Source organism: Streptomyces tagetis, from assembly GCF_018069565.1.
Taxonomy (GTDB): Bacteria; Actinomycetota; Actinomycetes; order Streptomycetales; family Streptomycetaceae; genus Streptomyces; species Streptomyces tagetis.
In genome coordinates this window covers 1,405,732-1,421,454 of sequence record NZ_JAGPNL010000001.1, presented here as the reverse complement: position 1 = coordinate 1,421,454, position 15,723 = coordinate 1,405,732, and the positions used below count along the sequence as shown (strand labels likewise).

The 15,723-nt window shown below is 75.5% G+C and carries 18 protein-coding genes; 9 read left to right on the top strand and 9 right to left on the bottom strand.

The genetic code is table 11. The annotated features are described in order from the left end of the window. Window positions 1-60: 60 nt before the first annotated feature. Complete coding sequence (locus J5Y05_RS06160) at window positions 61-1,026, bottom strand: pirin family protein (protein ID WP_210868870.1); 966 nt, start codon at window positions 1,024-1,026, stop codon at window positions 61-63. A 191-nt stretch (window positions 1,027-1,217) separates the two neighbouring features. On the opposite strand from J5Y05_RS06160, the gene J5Y05_RS06155 reads away from it, so the two are divergent. Together J5Y05_RS06155 and J5Y05_RS06150 are read left to right on the top strand one after the other, a co-directional pair. Further along, window positions 1,218-1,580, top strand: coding sequence for a tetratricopeptide repeat protein (locus J5Y05_RS06155; RefSeq protein ID WP_210868868.1), 363 nt, complete (start codon window positions 1,218-1,220; stop codon window positions 1,578-1,580). Window positions 1,581-1,702: 122 nt separating this feature from the next. Continuing rightward, the gene (locus tag J5Y05_RS06150; protein ID WP_210868865.1) at window positions 1,703-2,347 is read left to right on the top strand and encodes a peptide deformylase; all 645 of its coding nucleotides are present in this window, start codon (window positions 1,703-1,705) and stop codon (window positions 2,345-2,347) included. A gap of 84 nt (window positions 2,348-2,431) precedes the next feature. Here J5Y05_RS06150 and J5Y05_RS06145 read toward each other — a convergent pair whose 3' ends face one another. Then, window positions 2,432-3,865 (bottom strand): dihydrolipoyl dehydrogenase family protein, encoded by a 1,434-nt coding sequence (locus J5Y05_RS06145; RefSeq protein WP_210868863.1) that lies wholly within the window; start codon window positions 3,863-3,865, stop codon window positions 2,432-2,434. A 131-nt stretch (window positions 3,866-3,996) separates the two neighbouring features. Between J5Y05_RS06145 and trxA the strand changes: the two genes are divergently transcribed. Then, window positions 3,997-4,398, top strand: coding sequence for a thioredoxin (gene trxA, locus J5Y05_RS06140; RefSeq protein WP_210868861.1), 402 nt, complete (start codon window positions 3,997-3,999; stop codon window positions 4,396-4,398). 140 nt (window positions 4,399-4,538) lie between these two features. Here trxA and J5Y05_RS06135 read toward each other — a convergent pair whose 3' ends face one another. Both J5Y05_RS06135 and J5Y05_RS06130 read right to left on the bottom strand, forming a co-directional pair. Beyond that, a complete protein-coding gene (locus tag J5Y05_RS06135; RefSeq protein ID WP_210868858.1) occupies window positions 4,539-5,591 on the bottom strand; it encodes a LacI family DNA-binding transcriptional regulator in 1,053 nt (350 codons plus the stop codon). A 131-nt stretch (window positions 5,592-5,722) separates the two neighbouring features. Continuing rightward, window positions 5,723-6,478, bottom strand: coding sequence for a TetR/AcrR family transcriptional regulator (locus tag J5Y05_RS06130; RefSeq protein WP_210868856.1), 756 nt, complete (start codon window positions 6,476-6,478; stop codon window positions 5,723-5,725). A 121-nt stretch (window positions 6,479-6,599) separates the two neighbouring features. Between J5Y05_RS06130 and J5Y05_RS06125 the strand changes: the two genes are divergently transcribed. Continuing rightward, on the top strand, window positions 6,600-7,163 hold the full coding sequence (locus J5Y05_RS06125) for an NADPH-dependent FMN reductase (protein ID WP_210868854.1): 564 nt from the start codon (window positions 6,600-6,602) through the stop codon (window positions 7,161-7,163). A 230-nt stretch (window positions 7,164-7,393) separates the two neighbouring features. On the opposite strand, the gene J5Y05_RS06120 is transcribed toward J5Y05_RS06125, so the two are convergent. The 5 genes from J5Y05_RS06120 to J5Y05_RS06100 all read right to left on the bottom strand — a co-directional run bounded on the left by J5Y05_RS06120 (window position 7,394) and on the right by J5Y05_RS06100 (window position 10,272). Then, complete coding sequence (locus J5Y05_RS06120; protein WP_210868852.1) at window positions 7,394-7,738, bottom strand: DUF6343 family protein; 345 nt, start codon at window positions 7,736-7,738, stop codon at window positions 7,394-7,396. 10 nt (window positions 7,739-7,748) lie between these two features. Further along, window positions 7,749-8,174: a CBS domain-containing protein gene (locus J5Y05_RS06115; protein ID WP_210868850.1), complete on the bottom strand. Its 426-nt coding sequence runs from the start codon at window positions 8,172-8,174 to the stop codon at window positions 7,749-7,751. An 84-nt stretch (window positions 8,175-8,258) separates the two neighbouring features. After that, window positions 8,259-8,693, bottom strand: a complete 435-nt coding sequence (locus J5Y05_RS06110) for a PPC domain-containing DNA-binding protein (protein ID WP_210868848.1) — start codon at window positions 8,691-8,693, stop codon at window positions 8,259-8,261. 67 nt (window positions 8,694-8,760) lie between these two features. Continuing rightward, complete coding sequence (locus J5Y05_RS06105) at window positions 8,761-9,186, bottom strand: PPOX class F420-dependent oxidoreductase (protein ID WP_210868846.1); 426 nt, start codon at window positions 9,184-9,186, stop codon at window positions 8,761-8,763. A gap of 195 nt (window positions 9,187-9,381) precedes the next feature. Beyond that, window positions 9,382-10,272 carry an NAD(P)-dependent oxidoreductase gene (locus tag J5Y05_RS06100; protein WP_210868844.1) on the bottom strand — a complete coding sequence of 297 codons (891 nt, stop codon included), beginning with the start codon at window positions 10,270-10,272 and terminating at the stop codon, window positions 9,382-9,384. A 218-nt stretch (window positions 10,273-10,490) separates the two neighbouring features. Here J5Y05_RS06100 and J5Y05_RS06095 point away from each other — a divergent pair, with 218 nt between their 5' ends. The 5 genes from J5Y05_RS06095 (at window position 10,491) to egtD (ending at window position 15,712) form a co-directional block, all read left to right on the top strand. Further along, entirely contained in the window at window positions 10,491-10,943 is a 453-nt protein-coding gene (locus J5Y05_RS06095) for a type II toxin-antitoxin system PemK/MazF family toxin (RefSeq protein WP_210868842.1), read from the top strand. A gap of 302 nt (window positions 10,944-11,245) precedes the next feature. Then, window positions 11,246-12,550: an ergothioneine biosynthesis glutamate--cysteine ligase EgtA gene (egtA, locus tag J5Y05_RS06090; protein ID WP_210868840.1), complete on the top strand. Its 1,305-nt coding sequence runs from the start codon at window positions 11,246-11,248 to the stop codon at window positions 12,548-12,550. Beyond that, entirely contained in the window at window positions 12,547-13,866 is a 1,320-nt protein-coding gene (egtB, locus tag J5Y05_RS06085) for an ergothioneine biosynthesis protein EgtB (RefSeq protein ID WP_210868838.1), read from the top strand. The genes egtA and egtB overlap by 4 nt, the downstream gene beginning before the upstream one ends. Then, window positions 13,866-14,753, top strand: coding sequence for a class II glutamine amidotransferase domain-containing protein (locus J5Y05_RS06080; RefSeq protein ID WP_210868836.1), 888 nt, complete (start codon window positions 13,866-13,868; stop codon window positions 14,751-14,753). Before egtB ends, J5Y05_RS06080 begins: the two co-directional genes overlap by 1 nt. After that, the gene (egtD, locus tag J5Y05_RS06075; RefSeq protein WP_210868833.1) at window positions 14,750-15,712 is read left to right on the top strand and encodes an L-histidine N(alpha)-methyltransferase; all 963 of its coding nucleotides are present in this window, start codon (window positions 14,750-14,752) and stop codon (window positions 15,710-15,712) included. The genes J5Y05_RS06080 and egtD overlap by 4 nt, the downstream gene beginning before the upstream one ends. Window positions 15,713-15,723: the final 11 nt, after the last annotated feature.

The following is a 15,723-nucleotide window of genomic DNA, read 5'->3' as shown; positions in this document are numbered from 1 at the left end:
GGGACGACATAGGACGGCCGACCGACTGGCCATCATCAGCCCGTCAGACGTAACCGCGGGTCAGCGCACCCTCCCCCGTGGCTTCAGACGGGTCGGGGGGAGCTTCGGGGCCGGTAGCGGGGCGCCGGCGTAGCCCTTCACCTCGCCGAAGCGGGTGCCTTCCGTCCAGTCGCGGCGGGCCTGTTCGATCTCCTCCTGGGAGCGGCCGATCCAGTTCCAGAACATGATCAGTTCTTCTTCGAAGGGCTCGCCGCCGAGCAGCATCAGGCCCGCGTCGGACTCGGCGCGCAAGGGGAGTTCGTCGCGTCCGCAGCCCAGGTAGAGCATCGAGCCCGGCAGTACCGGCACGCCGTCGACGTGGACCTCGCCGGACATGGCCAGGACGGCGTACTCGAAGTCCGGCTCCAGCGGGAGGCGGACGTCCGCGCCGCCGCTCAGCACCAGGTCGGCGCCGATGATCGGCGTGTACGTGGTGCCCGGCGAGGCCGCGCCGTCCAGTTCGCCGAGAAGCAGGGTGACCGTCAGCCCCGGTGCCGTCACCTGGGGCAGCTCGGAGTGGAACTCGAAGTGCGGGTCGGTGTGGCGGTGGCCGTCCGGCAGGGCGACCCAGAGCTGGGCGCCGTGCAGGTAACGGGCGTGCGAGCGCGGGCTCTCCTCCGAGTGGCTGATCGCCCGGCCGGAGGTCATCAGGCCGAGCTGGCGCGGGCGGATCGTCTGGAGGCTGCCGGTGGAGTCCCGGTGCAGGACCTCGCCCTCGTGCAGCCAGCTCACCGTCTGCAGGCCCATGTGCGGGTGGGGCGGCACCTGCATGCCGGGCTCGTCGGCGATGTCGTCCGGGCCGTAGTGATCGACGAAGCACCAGGCGCCGACCATGCGCCGGCCCAGGTTGGGCAGAAGCCGCCGGACCTCGGTGGACTCGCCGAGCTGGACGTGACGGGGGCTGAGGAGTTCCCGTACGGGCTCGGCCACCACGAAGCCGCGGCCTCCGCACAGGGCGGGAACCGCCTCGCGATCGAGATTGCTCATGGCGCCGACCCTAGCCCCGGTCCGGCCCCCGCGTCAGTTTCGCCGGGCGTCGCCGTTTCCCCTCTCCTGCCCCGCGTCCGGCCGGGCCTCGCCGCGTGCCCGAGGGGCGCCGGGGGCGGCGGGGCCGGGCGAGGTGATGGAATATTCAACCAACTTTGGCGGTTGCCGGTCGTACGCGAAGGAGGTCGGGAGTGGACACGACGTACTACGAGCACGGAACGCCCGCCGAGCGCTGGGAGCGCGCGCGGCAGTTCTTCGACGCATCGGACTACGCCGCCGCCGCGCGGGTCCTGGGCGGGCTCGTCGACGAGGTGCCCGGCGAGACCGGGCCGCGGCTGCTGCTGGCGCGCGCCTACTACCACTCGGCCCAGTTGCGGCGCGCGGAGGCCGAGCTGCGCGTCATCGTCGAGCGCGATCCGGTCGAGCACTACGCCCGGCTGATGCTGGGCCGCACCCTCGAACGGCAGGGGCGGCAGGCGGAGGCGGAGACGCACCTGCGGATCGCCGCCGCGTTCACCGGGGACTTCCCCGAGAACACGCCGGCGACCGCCTGAACAACCGCCGGGCGCACGCCCGAGCACGGCCCTCGTGGGACGCGCGCGCCGGCCGTCCGGTTCCGGCCGCACACCGGACGGACGCGCCGGTGCGCCGCGCGGGCCGTGCCATGCTGAGGCGCATGGGAACTCCGATGCATCGCGCGTCTCTCGCCGAACGGGTCGAGGCGCTGGTCGGCGCGGGTGGGCCGGTGCCGATCGTCGCGGCCGGCGATCCGGTGCTGCGGCGCCCCGCCGAGCCGTACGACGGGCAACTGGGGCCGGACCTGCTGGCCCGGTTCGTCGAGGCCCTGCGGGTCACCATGCACGCGGCGCCGGGCGTGGGCCTGGCCGCGCCGCAGGTGGGCGTGGGGCTCAGGATCGCGGTGATCGAGGACCCGGCGACGGTCCCGGACGAGGTGCGGACGGCGCGCGGGCGCGTGCCGGTGCCCTTCCGGGTGCTGGTCAACCCGGTGTACGAGCCGGTCGGCGGGGCTCGGGCGGCGTTCTACGAGGGCTGCCTGAGCGTGCCGGGCTGGCAGGCGGTCGTGGCGCGGCCGGCGTCGGTGCGGCTGACCGGGGTGGACGAGCGCGGACGCCCGCTGGACGAGGTGGTCACCGGCTGGCCGGCGCGGATCGTGCAGCACGAGACGGACCACCTGGACGGCACGCTGTACGTGGACCGGGCGGAGCCGCGCTCGCTCGCCTCGAACCAGGCGGTGGCCGAGCGCTGGGCCCAGCCCACGCCGGGGCGGGCCGCCGCCGCCCTCGGCTTCGACCTGCCCTGAGACACCCGGCCGGGGAGCCGCGCCCGGAGCCCCCGCCCACCCCTCCGGCGCCCTCCGGCGTCCTCCGGACCCGGCCCCCGCCCCCTACGTGTCCCGGTACGTCTCCAGCAGCCGGAGCCAGACCTCGCTGATCGTCGGGTAGGACGGGACCGCGTGCCAGAGGCGGTCGACCGGCACGCGGCCGGCGACGGCGATCGTGGCGGAGTGGATCAGTTCCCCGACGCCCGGCCCGACGAAGGTCACCCCGCGGACGATCTCGTCCTCCAGGTCGACCACCATGCGGGCCCGGCCCGTGTAACCGTCGCGGTACAGGCTCGCGCCGGCCACCGTGGACAGGTCCACGTCGACGGCGCGGACCCGGTGCCCGGCCTGCTCGGCCTCGGCGAGGGAGAGGCCGACGGCCGCCGCCTCCGGGTCGGTGAAGACCACCTGCGGCACGGCCTCGTGGTCGGCGGTCGCGGCATGGGCGCCCCACGGCTCGGACTCCAGGGGGGAGTCCCCGGCGGCGCGGGCGGCGATGGCGGCGCCCGCGATCCGCGCCTGGTACTTGCCCTGGTGGGTGAGGAGGGCGCGGTGGTTGACGTCGCCGACGGCGTAGAGCCAGTCGTGGCCGTCGACGAGGAGGCTGTCGTCGACGGGGAGCCAGGAGCCCGGTTCCAGGCCGACGGTCTCCAGGCCGATGTCGTCGGTGCGCGGGGCGCGGCCGGTGGCGAAGAGGATCTCGTCGGCCTCGACCCGGTCGCCCGCGTCGGTGACGGCGACGACCGTGCCGTTCTCGCGGGTGACGGAGTCGACGGAGGTGCCGGTGCGGATCTCGACGCCGGCCCCGGTGAGGGCCTCGGCGACCAGTTCCCCGGCGAACGGCTCCATGCGGGCGAGGAGCCCCTTGCCGCGCACCAGGAGCGTCACCCGGGCGCCGAGGGCCTGCCAGGCGGTGGCCATCTCGACGGCGACGACCCCGCCGCCGACCACGATCAGCCGGCCCGGCGCGCTGCGGGCGCTGGTGGCCTCGCGGCTGGTCCAGGGGCGTACGGCGTCGAGTCCGGGCAGGCCGGGGAGGGCGGCGCGGCTGCCGGTGCAGACGGCCACCGCGTGCCGGGCGGTGAGGGTGAGGGCCGCGCCGCCGGGCCCGGTGACCTCCACGGTGCGGGGTCCGGCGAGCCGGCCCTGTCCTCGGTACAGGTCGGCGCCGATGCCCTCGACCCACGCGACCTGGCCGTCGTCCTTCCAGTGCGAGGTGAAGTCGTCGCGGTGGGCGAGGACCGCGGTGGTGTCGAGGGGGCCGCGGACCGCCCGGTCCAGGCCGGGGGTGTGGCGGGCGTCGTCGCGGGTGATGACGGGGCGCAGCAGGGCTTTGCTGGGCATGCAGGCCCAGTAGGAGCATTCGCCGCCGACCAGCTCGCTCTCCACGATCGCGGTGGAGAGTCCGGCCGCGCGGGTGCGGTCGGCGACGTTCTCGCCCACGGGGCCCGCGCCGATCACGACGACGTCGTACGCGTTGGATTCCGTTTGCGTCATGGGGCCAGTGTGGGGGGTGGTGTGCGGCCCGGCCACAGGGGTACGTGCGCGGAATAGCCACCGGTTCGGCCGCGTTGTGCGGACGGCTTCCGCCGACGGCGGGGACCGACCACAGGAAGAGGGATGACGTCATGAGCAGCACCGTGGAGCTGACGAAGGACAACTTCGACCAGACGGTCACGGACAACGAGTTCGTCCTGATCGACTTCTGGGCGTCCTGGTGCGGCCCGTGCCGTCAGTTCGCCCCGGTCTACGAGAAGGCCGCCGAGCAGAACCCCGACCTGGTGTTCGGCAAGGTGGACACCGAGGCGCAGCCGGAGCTGGCCGCGGCCTTCGGCATCCAGTCGATCCCGACGCTGATGATCGTCCGGGATCAGGTGGCCGTGTTCGCGCAGCCGGGCGCGCTGCCGGAGGAGGCGTTGACCGACGTGATCGGGCAGGCCCGGCGGCTGGACATGGACGAGGTCCGCAAGTCGGTGGCGGAGCAGCAGGCGCAGGCCGGGCAGGCGGGCACCGACGGGCAGGCGGGCTGAGGCACGCCCTCGGAGCGGGTCGTACGGGCCGGGTGGACGGCGGGAGACGCCGCCCACCCGGCCCGCTCACGTCGGGGCCCGTACGGCACCGGGCCTTCGCCGTACGGCCTTCGTCGTACGGACCCCGCCCGCTCCCCGCGTCAGCTCGACTCGCGGTGGACCACCTGGGCGCCCAGCACGGTGTGCCGTTCGGGTGGGGCGGCGGGGTCGCGGACCGCGCGGTCGACGAGGGCGGCGAGGTCCCGGCCGGAGGGCAGTTCCAGGTGGACGGTGCTGAGGCGGGGCCGCAGCAGGCGGCCGAGCATCAGGTCGTCGGCGCCGAGCAGGGCGACGTCCTCGGGGACGCCCAGGCCCTCGTCCTGGAGGGCGCGCATCAGCAGCATGGCGTACTCGTCGTTGTACGCGAAGACCGCGTCGAGGCCGAGCGGGCCCCAGTCGGCGGCGAGCCGGGCGGCGTCGCCCTCGGCGTAGGCGAGGGGCAGTTCGGTGACGGTGGCGGTGGTGCCGGCGACGGCGCGGCGGACACCGGCGAGGCGGGGAGTGGCGAAGACCTCGTGGCCGGGTTCGGTGGGGACGACGACGCCGATGCGGCGCCGTCCGCGGTCGTGGAGGTGGCGGCCGGCGCGGTGGCCGACGGCCTCGTGGTCGGTGAGCAGGGCGTGGGCGCCCGGGACGGTCTCCGGGCCGAGGGTGAGGACGGCGCGGGCGCCGGAGCGTCTGAGCAGGTCGACGGCGTCGGGGCGCAGGCCGGAGCCGGGCACCAGGACGGCGACCGGGCGGAGTTCGGCCCAGGTGCGGGCGGCGTCGTCGCTGTAAGGACCGCGGGCGCCGTGGCGGGGGGCGGTGCCGTGCTGGACGACGGTGTAGCCGAGCCGGCCGAGCGCCCACTGGAGTTCGTCGAGGAACCGGTGGTAGATCGGTCCGGCCGGGTAGGAGGGGGCGGTCACCAGGACCATGCGGCTGTGCCCCGAGCGCAGGGCGCGGGCGGCGGCGTGGGGGACGTAGCCGAGTTCCCGGGCGGCCTGCTGGACGCGGCGGCGGGTCGGTTCGCTGATCCGGACGGTGCCGCTGCCGTTGAGGACGTAGGAGACGGTCGCGCGGGAGACGCCGGCCCGGCGGGCCACGTCGGTGCTCGTGGGGACGGGGAGCGGCGCCGGGGGCGCGGGGTCGGGTGTTCTCGGAATCTGCACCATGACGTACGGCATCTTGGCAGAGCCGGGCGGACCCGGGGCCGGGTGGGTGAACTCGGCCTCTTCCGGGGGTCGTTCACCCGTCCGGTGCGATGCGCGGGGGCGGTCGGCGGGGCCGGTGCGCGGGGCGCCGCTCAGCAGGGCGGGAGGAGACAGCCGTCCTGCTCGGAGCAGCCGGGCGGCTCCTCGCGGCCTCCGGCGGGCTCGGGCGCCGGCGCCTCCTCCTCGTACGGGGTGCGGGTCACGCGGGCGACGAGATCCAGCCAGCCCGCCTCCAGCCGCTCCAGGGGCATGCCGCACTGCGCGGTGAGGTGGTGGACGAGGGCCGGGTCGAGGTGGGCCATCAGCGTGTGGGAGAGGATCTCCGCGTCCGCGTCCGGGGCGGCCTCCCGCAGCAGCAGGACGAGGTGTCCGCGCAGGAAGCGGCGGGGCGGGGAGGTGTAGCGGCGCTCGGGGACCGGCTCGGCGGCGAGCTGGAGGGCGAGTCCGTCCACGCAGCGGCGCAGCGAGGCGCGGCCGAAGGCCCGCAGGCGTGCCTCCGGCGGCGCTCCGGGGCCGAGCGGGGGCGGCCCGGCGAGCAGCGCGGCCTGGAACTTCTTCTCGGAGTGGTCGAGCAGTGCCGTCAGCAGGCCGGTGCGGTCGCCGAAGCGGCGGAAGACGGTGCCCTTGCCCACCGAGGCCGCCGTGGCCACCGCCTCCATGGTGAGGCCGGCCGCGCCGTGCTCGGCCACCAGCCGGGCGGCGGCCTCCAGCAGCCGGGCGCGGTTGCGCGCGGCGTCGGCGCGCAGGCAGGGCTCGTCCGCCGGGGGCAGGGCGCCGAGCCGTAGCAGCTCGGCCTCGGGGTGGTCGGCGTCCCGGGGCTCGGAAGAGGGCGACAGGGCGGCGGACATGAAGCCAGCGTAAAGCATCGGGAAGAAACTGGACCCTGGTCCGCTTAAGATGCTAGAAAGTTAAACGGACCTCGGTCCGGATCATTGTCGCCATGTTTCAGCAGTCCCCTGGGAGTGACTCATGTCTGTCCGCATCCTTGCGCTCGTCGGCAGCCTTCGCGCCGGTTCGCACAACCGTCAGCTCGCCGAGGCCGCCGTCGGGCTCGCCCCCGAGGGCGCGGAGGTCCAGGTGTACGAGGGGCTGGCCGACATCCCCTTCTACAACGAGGACCTCGACGTCGAGGGCCAGGTACCGGCCGCCGCGGCCCGCCTGCGCGAGGTCGCCGGCTCCGCCGACGCCTTCCTGCTCTTCTCGCCCGAGTACAACGGCACCATTCCGGCCGTCCTGAAGAACGCCATCGACTGGCTGTCCCGCCCGTTCGGCGCCGGCGCCTTCGGCGGCAAGCCCGTCGCCGTGATCGGCACCGCCTTCGGCCAGTACGGCGGCGTGTGGGCGCAGGACGAGACCCGCAAGGCCGTGGGCATCGCCGGCGGCAAGGTCCTCGACGACGTCAAGCTGTCCATCCCCAGCTCGGTGACCCGTTTCGCCGAGACCCACCCGGCCGACGACGCCGAGGTCGCGGGGCAGCTCTCCGAGGTGGTCGCCCGCCTGCACGGCCACGCCGCCGAGACCGTCGCCGCCTGACCGGCACCCCGACGCCCCGTGCCGGACGGGACCGCGGCGCACCGCCCCACGGTCCCGTCCGGCGTGTGTACGGACCCGTCCGGTCTGTGTACGGTCCCGTCCGGTCTGTGTACGGACCCGTCCGGTCTGTGTACGGACCCGTGAGACCCCGTGAGACTCCGCGGGACTCCCCGAGCCCCCGCGCGAACACCGCACGAGCCCCCGTCCGGCCCCGCCCGGCCCCGCCCGGCTCAGGGCGAGGGCGAGGGGGTGCCGCGTTCGCGGCGCAGACGGCGCAGGACGACCATCAGATCCGCCGCGGCGAGCAGGGCGAGCGCCGCGCACACGATGGCGAAGACGACGAGGGCCCCGCGGCTCGGGGTGTCACGGGCACCGGAGTCCGCGGCCCACACCGCGAAGTAGGCGGCGCCCGCCACGAAGAGCGGCAGGAAGACGGCGGACAGCAGCAGGCGCAGACCGAGCGGGCTCTGCGCCGTGACCGGCTCGGTGCCGGTGCGCGGGAAGCGGCGGCCGATCACGCCGGAGCGGGCGCGGGGTACCGGGTCCGTGGCGCCGTGGGGGCGTCGGTCGCTCATGGTTCCTCCGTCAGTGGTCGGGGGCGGCCCTGCTGATGTCCGCCAGCGCCGAGCCGGGGTCCTCCGAGACGACGAGGTCGCCGAGGGAGACGACGCCGACCGGGACGCCGCCCCGCTCCACCACCGGGAGCCGGCGGACGGCGTGGCGCCGCATCAGGTCGGCCGCGTGGTCGGTGGTGTCCTCGGGGGCGAGGGTCACCACGGGCGGCGGCGTGCAGACCGCGCCGACCGTGGTGGTGCCGGGGTCGCGGCCCTCGGCGACGGCGCGCAGCACGATGTCGCGGTCGGTGACCACGCCGAACAGGTCGCAGTCGTAGGTGACCAGGAGGTCCCCGACGTCCTCCTCGCGCATCAGCAGGGCCGCCCGCGCCACCGTGGTCATGGGTTCGACGGCCGATGCCGCCGGTGACATCACGTCCCGTATCCGCCGTGTCATGGGGGCCTCCGTGGATGGGCTGCCGTGGGACTTCGTGCGGGCCGCGTAGCCCGTACCCGGCCCGGTAAACCGCCCCGGCGCCGCTCAGCCGAGGTCGATCAGGGCGAGGCCGAGGTCGGGGCGGTGGGTCTTGGCGAGTTCGGCGGGGCTGTCCCGGACGATGACCTCCAGGGTCGGCCAGACCCGGCCGGAGAGCAGGTGGCCGCCGCGGGTGGTGCCGTCGGGGAGTCCGAGGACGGCGTGCAGGTGCGGGACGGGTCCGCCGGGGCCGACGGCGACGTCCCCGAGGAGCGACAGCACCTCGCACTGCTCGCCGACGGGCAGGGGGCGGTAGTCGCGCTCCGCCCGGTCGAACCAGCCGACGACCGCCTGGGAGAAGGCGCCCACCGCGGTCACCTGGGAGGCGCCGAGCGACCGGTCCCGGGCGAAGGCGGTGAGCCGGTCGACGGCCTCCTCGCCGGGGTCGAGCACCACCACGTACACGGCCGACGGGCCGTCCTGCACCTGTCGCCACTTCATGGCCGCCGGGTACCCGGCGGCCACCACGGCAACCCGGGGTCGGGCCGTACCGCCCCCGGCCCGCGGCTCACCCCGACGCCTGGTCGCTGTCCTTCAGGGAGCCCCAGCCGTGCCAGCGCTCGACCTCGACGAGGGCGCTGACCCGGCTCCGGTCCCGTACGGGGTAGGGCTTGCCGCCGTAGTGGAGGGAGAGCCGGTCGATGTCCACGAGGCCGGTGTCGTCGCGGAGTTCGGCGACGCGGCCGATGAGGGTGACGTGGGTGTACCAGGAGTCCGCGTCGAGCACGGTGAGCGTCACCCGGGGGTCCCGGCGCAGGTGCCCGAGGCGTACGCGGCCCTCGTCGAGGTTGACCAGGACCCGGCCGTCGTCCTCCCACAGGTACCAGGTGGGGGTGGAGACGGGGGCGCCGTCGGAGCGGAGGGTGGCCATGACGCAGGGGTTGGGGCGGCGCAGCAGGGCGACGGCCTCGGGCGGCAGCGGCGGCCTGGACATGGGGGTTCCTCCCGGTGTGGTGGCTGGTCGGTCCGGTCTTCCGTTCTCCCGCTTCCCCGCCGGGGCGGGAGTCATGTCCGGCGCCGGGGCGGGGGGCGTTTCCGGCGCCGGGGCCGGGGGCGTTTCCGGCGCCGGGTAGGAGTCATGTCCGGCGCCGAGGCGGAAGCCGTGTCCGGTGCCGGGCGGGGGTCGTGTTCAGCGGGAGGGGCCGCCGTCGAAGCTGGCGTAGTAGGAGGCGGCCATGTCCTCGTCGCCGTGGCCCTGCCGGGCGGCCCGTTCCAGGCGCCCGGCGCCGGCCTCGGCGACGTCGCGGCGGAGCCCGTGGCGGGTGCCGGCCTCGACGATGAGGCGGGCGTCCTTGGCGGCGGTGGCGACCGCGAACTGGGGCGGCGACAGGGCGCCGTCGCGGATCAGCTTGGCCTTGGCGTGCAGGTAGCCCATGTCGAGCGGTCCGCCGGAGATGGCGTCGAAGAAGCGGTCCGGGTCCACCTCCAGCGCCCCCGCGAGGGCGAGGATCTCGCCGAGGGCGTTGGTGGCGGCGATGAGCCAGCTGTTGGCGACGAGTTTGAGCCGGGTGGCGCTGCCGGCGGCGCCGTCCTCGCCGGTCCACACGGTGCGGGAGCCGATGGCGTCGAAGACGGACGTGACCGCGTCGCGGACCTTGGTGGGCCCGGCGGCGAGGACGAGGAGCCGGCCCGCCTCGGCGGGCTCCTTCGTGCCGAGCACGGGGGCGTCGAAGAAGACCAGGCCGTGGGCGCGGGCGAAATCGGCCAGTTCGCCGATGGCGTCGATACCGGCGGTGGCCGACTGCACCCACGCCGCGCCGGGCCGCAGTCCGGGCGCCGCCCGGCGCATGACGTCCAGGGCGGCCGGGCCGTCGTAGAGCATGGTCAGGACGGTGTCGGCGCCCCGGACGGCGTCCTCGGGGGTGTCGGCGATCCGGACGCCGTCGGCGGCGAGCGGTTCGGCCTTGGCGCGGCTGCGGTTCCACGCGGTCACGGAGTGTCCGGCGCGGGCGAGGTTGCGGGCCATGGCGGCGCCCATGATGCCGGTGCCCAGGACGGTCACGGCGGGTTTCTCGGTCATGACGTCGGCTTTCTGCGCTCGTGCGGGCCGGGGCGGCGGGCCTGCGGTCCGGGGAGTCGCGGGTGGGGTCCGGTGGTCCTGCGTTGCATGCTGGCCGTTCGGGGCGGGCGGTGCCACTCGGGTCGGCCCGCGCGCGGTGCGGGCGTCCCGGACCGCCGCGGGGGGACCTTGATCACCCGGACGGCGGTGTCCCGTACCGTACGGCCGTGAGTGCCTTCATGCCTGAGACGTCAGACCCCTACGAGAACGTGCCCGGCCGCGACGGCCCGGCCGCCACCACCGAGGCCGACCCCCGCGAGGTGGGCCGGGTGCGTACCGAGTACTCCCCCGCGCACGACGGGGACCCCGATCCCGGCGAGATCGTCTGGACATGGGTGCCCTTCGAGGAGAACGACGGCCGGGGCAAGGACCGGCCGGTGCTGGTCGTCGCCCGCGAGCCCGCCGGGACCGTGCTGGCCGTGCAGCTCTCCAGCAAGCGGCACGACGGCGACCGGGAGTGGGTGCCGATCGGCAGCGGCCCCTGGGACCGGTCGGGGCGCGATTCCTGGGTCGACGTGGACCGGGTGCTGCGGCTCCACGACGACGGCATGCGGCGGGAGGCGTGCGCCCTGGACCGGATGCGGTTCGGCCTCGTCCGCGACCGGCTGCGGCAGCGGTACGGCTGGAGCTGACGCCGGCCGGCCGGAGCGCGGAGCCCGGGGTCACGCCCGGCGCTCCCGCCCGGACCGGTCCGCCGTGCCCACGCGGGAAACCTGAGTGATCCTGGTGGGGCGGTGCCCCGGATTCCCCCCGGACCCGGCCCTGCCGGGACCGTCCGGAGCCTCGCGGAACCATGGAGAGAACCGAGGCGAATCGCCCCGATACGCATCCTTGTGCCGAGCGGCACGAGGGTCTTGGCTGGGGTGAGCGCACCACTCCGGCCCGGCGGACCCCGGGCCGGGGCTGGTGGAATCTCAGGGAGGAAGATCCCGACATGTCAGATTCGTTACGTGGCCCGGCAGGGTCACGCACCGCCATCGGGGAGGCCGAGGCCGAGGCCCTGGTCCAGGGCATCTGCTTCAAGACCGGGCCACCGCGGCGCCTCGGCGTCGAGGTGGAATGGCTCGTCCACGACCGGGCCGCCCCCCGCCGCCCCGTCCCCCACGACCGGCTCGACGCGGTCTACGCGACCTTGCGGACCGTGTCCCTGAACTCGGCCCTCACCATCGAACCCGGCGGCCAGCTCGAACTCAGCTCGCTCCCCGCCACCTCCCTCATGGAGTGCGTCGGCGCCGTCTCCGCCGACCTCGACGCCGTCCGCGCGGTGCTGCGCGAGGAGGGACTGGCCCTCGTCGGCATCGGCCACGACCCCTGGCACCCGCCCCGGCGCTATCTGCGCCGGCCTCGCTACGACGCCATGGAGGCGTGCCTCGACCGCACCGGGCCGGCCGGCCGCGCCATGATGTGCACCTCGGCCTCGGTGCAGGTGTGCGTGGACGCGGGCCACGAGGAGCCGGGGCCGCTCGGGCACGTGCGGCGCTGGTGGCTGGCGCACCACCTCGGCGCCGTCCTGGTGGCCGCCTTCGCCAACTCCCCGGTCGTCGCCGGCCGGCCCACCGGCTGGCGCTCCACCCGGCAGCTCCGGTGGACGCAGCTCGGTGTCGGCCGGGCCGGCGGCGCACCGCTGGACGCCGCGCCGCGCCGTTCGTGGGCCCGGCACGTGCTGGACGCCCCGGTGATGTGCGTACGCGCCGAGGACGAGGGGCCCTGGCAGGTGCCGGAGGGGCTGAGCTTTCGGGAGTGGGCCCGCTCCCGCTCGCCCAGGGCGCCGACCCGGGACGACCTCGACTACCACCTGACCACGGTCTTCCCGCCGGTCCGGCCGCGCGGCCACCTGGAGCTGCGCATGATCGACGCGCAGCCCGGGGACGACGGCTGGATCGTGCCGCTGGCCGTGGCGGCGGCGCTGTTCGACGATCCGCAGGCGTCCGAGACCGCCTACCGGGCGGTGAAGCCCCTCACGGAGCGCACCCTCGGCCTGCCCGCCCCGCACAATCCGCTGTGGCGGGACGCGGCACGCGCCGCTCTCGCCGACCCCGAGCTGCGGGAGGCGGCCGGCGTCTGCTTCGCGGCGGCGATCGACGCGCTGCCCCGGCTCGGCGCCACCACCGCCGTGACCGACGCCGTCACGGGGTATCTGGACCGCTATGTCGTGCGCGGCCGGTGCCCGGCCGACGATCTGCTGGACCGGCCCGACGGCACGCTCCGTCATCCGCACGGGAAGGACATCCGCCCATGACCGACCCCGTCACCGACCCCGAGGCGGTGCGCGAACGCGCCCTCGCCACCCTCGTCGCCGCCCGCGACCGCACGGCGCTGCTCACCGGCTGCGTCGAGGAGCCCGACCTGATCGCGCAGCACTCGCCACTGATGTCGCCGCTGGTGTGGGACCTGGCGCACATCGGCAACCAGGAGGAGCTGTGGCTGCTGCGGGCGGTCGCCGGGCAGGAGGCGATCCGCCCCGAGATCGACAGCCTCTACGACGCCTTCGAACACCCCCGCGCCGAACGGCCCCGGCTGCCGCTGCTGCCGCCCGAGGAGGCCCGCCGGTACGCGGCCGAGGTGCGCTCTCGCGCGCTGGACGTGCTGGAGGCCGCCGCGTTCCGCGGGAGCCGGCTGACCGAGGCGGGCTTCGCCTTCGGGATGGTCGCCCAGCACGAGCAGCAGCACGACGAGACGATGCTCATCACCCACCAGTTGCGCACCGGCCCGCCCGCGCTGACCGCGCCCGCCCCCGATCCGGTGGAACCGTTCACGGGGCCGGCCGAAGTGCTGGTGCCGGGCGGCCCGTTCACGATGGGCACCTCCACCGAGCCGTGGGCGCTGGACAACGAGCGGCCCGCGCACCGGCGTGAGGTGGACGCCTTCTTCCTCGACACCACGCCGGTGACGAACGCGGCCTACCTGCGGTTCATCGAGGACGGCGGCTACACGGAGCCGCGCTGGTGGGCGCCCGAGGGGTGGGACCACGTCCGCCGGCACGGGCTGAGCGCCCCGCTGTACTGGCGCCGGGACGGCGGGCAGTGGCTGCGGCGCCGTTTCGGCGTCACGGAGGTGGTGCCGCCCGGGGAGCCGGTGGTCCATGTGAGCTGGTACGAGGCGGACGCCTACGCCCGCTGGGCCGGGCGGCGGCTGCCCACCGAGGCCGAGTGGGAGAAGGCCGCCCGGCACGACCCGGCCTCCGGCCGCTCGGCCCGTTTCCCGTGGGGCGACGCCGATCCGGGCCCGGACCACGCCAACCTGGGCCAGCGGCACCTGCGCCCGGCGCCCGTGGGCAGCTATCCGGCGGGGCGCTCCCCGCTCGGGGTACGGCAGTTGATCGGCGACGTGTGGGAGTGGACGTCGAGCGACTTCGCCCCGTACCCGGGCTTCCGGGCCTTCCCGTACCGGGAGTACTCGGAGGTGTTCTTCGGGCCGGGGCACAAGGTGCTGCGCGGCGGTTCGTTCGCGGTGGACGCGGTGGCCTGCCGCGGCACCTTCCGCAACTGGGACCTTCCCGTCCGGCGGCAGATCTTCTCCGGTTTCCGCACCGCCCGGTCGGCGGAGGTCGCCTGATGTGCCGTCACATCGCCTACCTGGGGCCCGTCGAGCCGCTGGGCCGGCTGCTCGTGGAGCCCCCGCAGGGGCTGTACCGCCAGTCCTGGGCGCCCGGCCGGCAGCGGTACGGGACGGTCAACGCCGACGGGTTCGGCGTCGGCTGGTACGCCCCGTACGATCCGGTGCCGGCCCGCTACCGGCGCGCGGGGCCGATCTGGGCGGACCAGTCCTTCGCCGACCTGGCCCGGGTGGTGCGCACCCGGGCGCTGCTGGCGGCCGTCCGGGACGCGACCTTGACGGGTGCGGACGCGGAGGCCGCGGCGGCGCCGTTCACCGCCGGGACCTGGCTGTTCAGCCACAACGGCGCGGTGACCGGCTGGCCCGGTTCGCTGGCGCGGGCGGCGGCGCTGCTGCCGACGCGGGAACTGCTGTCGCTGGAGGCGCGCAACGACTCGGCGCTGGTGTGGGCGCTGGTCCTGCACCGGCTGCGCGCCGGGGCCGCGCGGGAGCCGGGGCGGGGCACGGCCGTCGTGCCGACCCCCGGGGCCGGCGGGCGGCGCACCGGCCCCGGTCACACGGCGGGCCGGGCCCTGGCGGACACGGTCCGGGAGGTCGCCGCGGCGGCCCCCGGCTCGCGGCTGAACCTGCTGCTGACCGACGGCGAGGCGATCGCCGCCACCGCCTGGGGCGACACCCTGTGGTACCTGGCCCGGCCCCGCGGCGGCACGGTCGTCGCCTCGGAGCCGTACGACGAGGACCCGCGCTGGCGGGAGGTGCCCGACCGCACCCTGCTCGTCGCGAGCCGCACGACGGTGCGGCTCACCCCGCTGGAGGAGCCGGGCGGCGCCGCGCCCGCGCCCGCCCCGGCCTCCCCGTCCGCCGCCGTGAAGGAGTCCCGTACGTGAGCCCGTTCCGCCTCACCCGCACGCTGCCCGAGGACGCCACGGAGGCGGCGCTGCGCGCCGACGTCCTGCGGGGTCTGACCGCGACCCCGAAGTGGCTGCCGCCCAAGTGGTTCTACGACGCCCGGGGCAGCGAGCTGTTCGAGGAGATCACCGCGCTCCCCGAGTACTACCCCACCCGGGCCGAGCGCGAGATCCTCGCGGACCGGGCCGGGGAGATCGCCGCCGCGACCGGCGCCCGCACCCTGGTGGAACTGGGCTCGGGTTCCTCGGAGAAGACGCGGTACCTGCTCGACGCGCTCACCGCGCTGCGCGCCTATGTGCCGGTGGACGTCAGCGAGAGCGCGCTGACCGGGGCCGGGCGGGCGCTCGCGGCCGAGCGGCCCGGCCTTGAGGTGCACGCGCTGCTCGCCGACTTCACCTCGGCGCTGACGCTGCCGGTGACGCCGGGTCCGCGTCTGGTGGCGTTCCTCGGCGGCACCATCGGCAACCTGCTGCCAGCCGAACGCGCCGCGTTCCTCGCCTCGGTGCGGGCGATGCTCGCCCCCGGCGACGCCCTGCTGCTCGGTACGGACCTGGTGAAGGACCCGGGGGTGCTGGTGCGGGCGTACGACGACGCGGCCGGGGTGACGGCCGCGTTCGACAAGAACGTGCTGGCGGTGGTCAACCGCGAACTCGGCGCCGACTTCGTCCTCGACGCCTTCGACCACGTGGCGCTGTGGGACGCCGGACGGGAGTGGATCGAGATGCGGCTGCGGGCGCGCACCGCGCAGACGGTGAAGGTCGGCGCACTCGGGCTGGCGGTGCACTTCGCCGCCGGGGAGGAGCTGCGGACCGAGGTGTCCGCGAAGTTCCGGCGCGAGGGGGTGGGCGCCGAACTCGCGGAGGCCGGGCTGGAGTTGTTCCACTGGTGGACGGACGGCGAGGGGCGGTTCGCCCTGTCGCTGAGCGTGGTGCGCTGAGCCGGCCGGCC

Excerpts from the sequence above, each read along its gene's own strand:
- J5Y05_RS06100 (WP_210868844.1), bottom strand. The coding sequence starts at position 10,272 with ATGACCGAGAAACCCGCCGTGACCGTCCTGGGCACCGGCATCATGGGC.
- J5Y05_RS06115 (WP_210868850.1), bottom strand. The coding sequence starts at position 8,174 with ATGACACGGCGGATACGGGACGTGATGTCACCGGCGGCATCGGCCGTC.
- J5Y05_RS06110 (WP_210868848.1), bottom strand. The coding sequence starts at position 8,693 with ATGAAGTGGCGACAGGTGCAGGACGGCCCGTCGGCCGTGTACGTGGTG.
- J5Y05_RS06160 (WP_210868870.1), bottom strand. The coding sequence starts at position 1,026 with ATGAGCAATCTCGATCGCGAGGCGGTTCCCGCCCTGTGCGGAGGCCGC.
- J5Y05_RS06135 (WP_210868858.1), bottom strand. The coding sequence starts at position 5,591 with ATGGTGCAGATTCCGAGAACACCCGACCCCGCGCCCCCGGCGCCGCTC.
- trxA (WP_210868861.1), top strand. The coding sequence starts at position 3,997 with ATGAGCAGCACCGTGGAGCTGACGAAGGACAACTTCGACCAGACGGTC.
- J5Y05_RS06130 (WP_210868856.1), bottom strand. The coding sequence starts at position 6,478 with ATGTCCGCCGCCCTGTCGCCCTCTTCCGAGCCCCGGGACGCCGACCAC.
- J5Y05_RS06150 (WP_210868865.1), top strand. The coding sequence starts at position 1,703 with ATGGGAACTCCGATGCATCGCGCGTCTCTCGCCGAACGGGTCGAGGCG.
- egtA (WP_210868840.1), top strand. The coding sequence starts at position 11,246 with ATGTCAGATTCGTTACGTGGCCCGGCAGGGTCACGCACCGCCATCGGG.
- egtB (WP_210868838.1), top strand. The coding sequence starts at position 12,547 with ATGACCGACCCCGTCACCGACCCCGAGGCGGTGCGCGAACGCGCCCTC.
- J5Y05_RS06105 (WP_210868846.1), bottom strand. The coding sequence starts at position 9,186 with ATGTCCAGGCCGCCGCTGCCGCCCGAGGCCGTCGCCCTGCTGCGCCGC.
- J5Y05_RS06080 (WP_210868836.1), top strand. The coding sequence starts at position 13,866 with ATGTGCCGTCACATCGCCTACCTGGGGCCCGTCGAGCCGCTGGGCCGG.
- J5Y05_RS06125 (WP_210868854.1), top strand. The coding sequence starts at position 6,600 with ATGTCTGTCCGCATCCTTGCGCTCGTCGGCAGCCTTCGCGCCGGTTCG.
- J5Y05_RS06145 (WP_210868863.1), bottom strand. The coding sequence starts at position 3,865 with ATGACGCAAACGGAATCCAACGCGTACGACGTCGTCGTGATCGGCGCG.
- J5Y05_RS06095 (WP_210868842.1), top strand. The coding sequence starts at position 10,491 with ATGCCTGAGACGTCAGACCCCTACGAGAACGTGCCCGGCCGCGACGGC.
- J5Y05_RS06120 (WP_210868852.1), bottom strand. The coding sequence starts at position 7,738 with ATGAGCGACCGACGCCCCCACGGCGCCACGGACCCGGTACCCCGCGCC.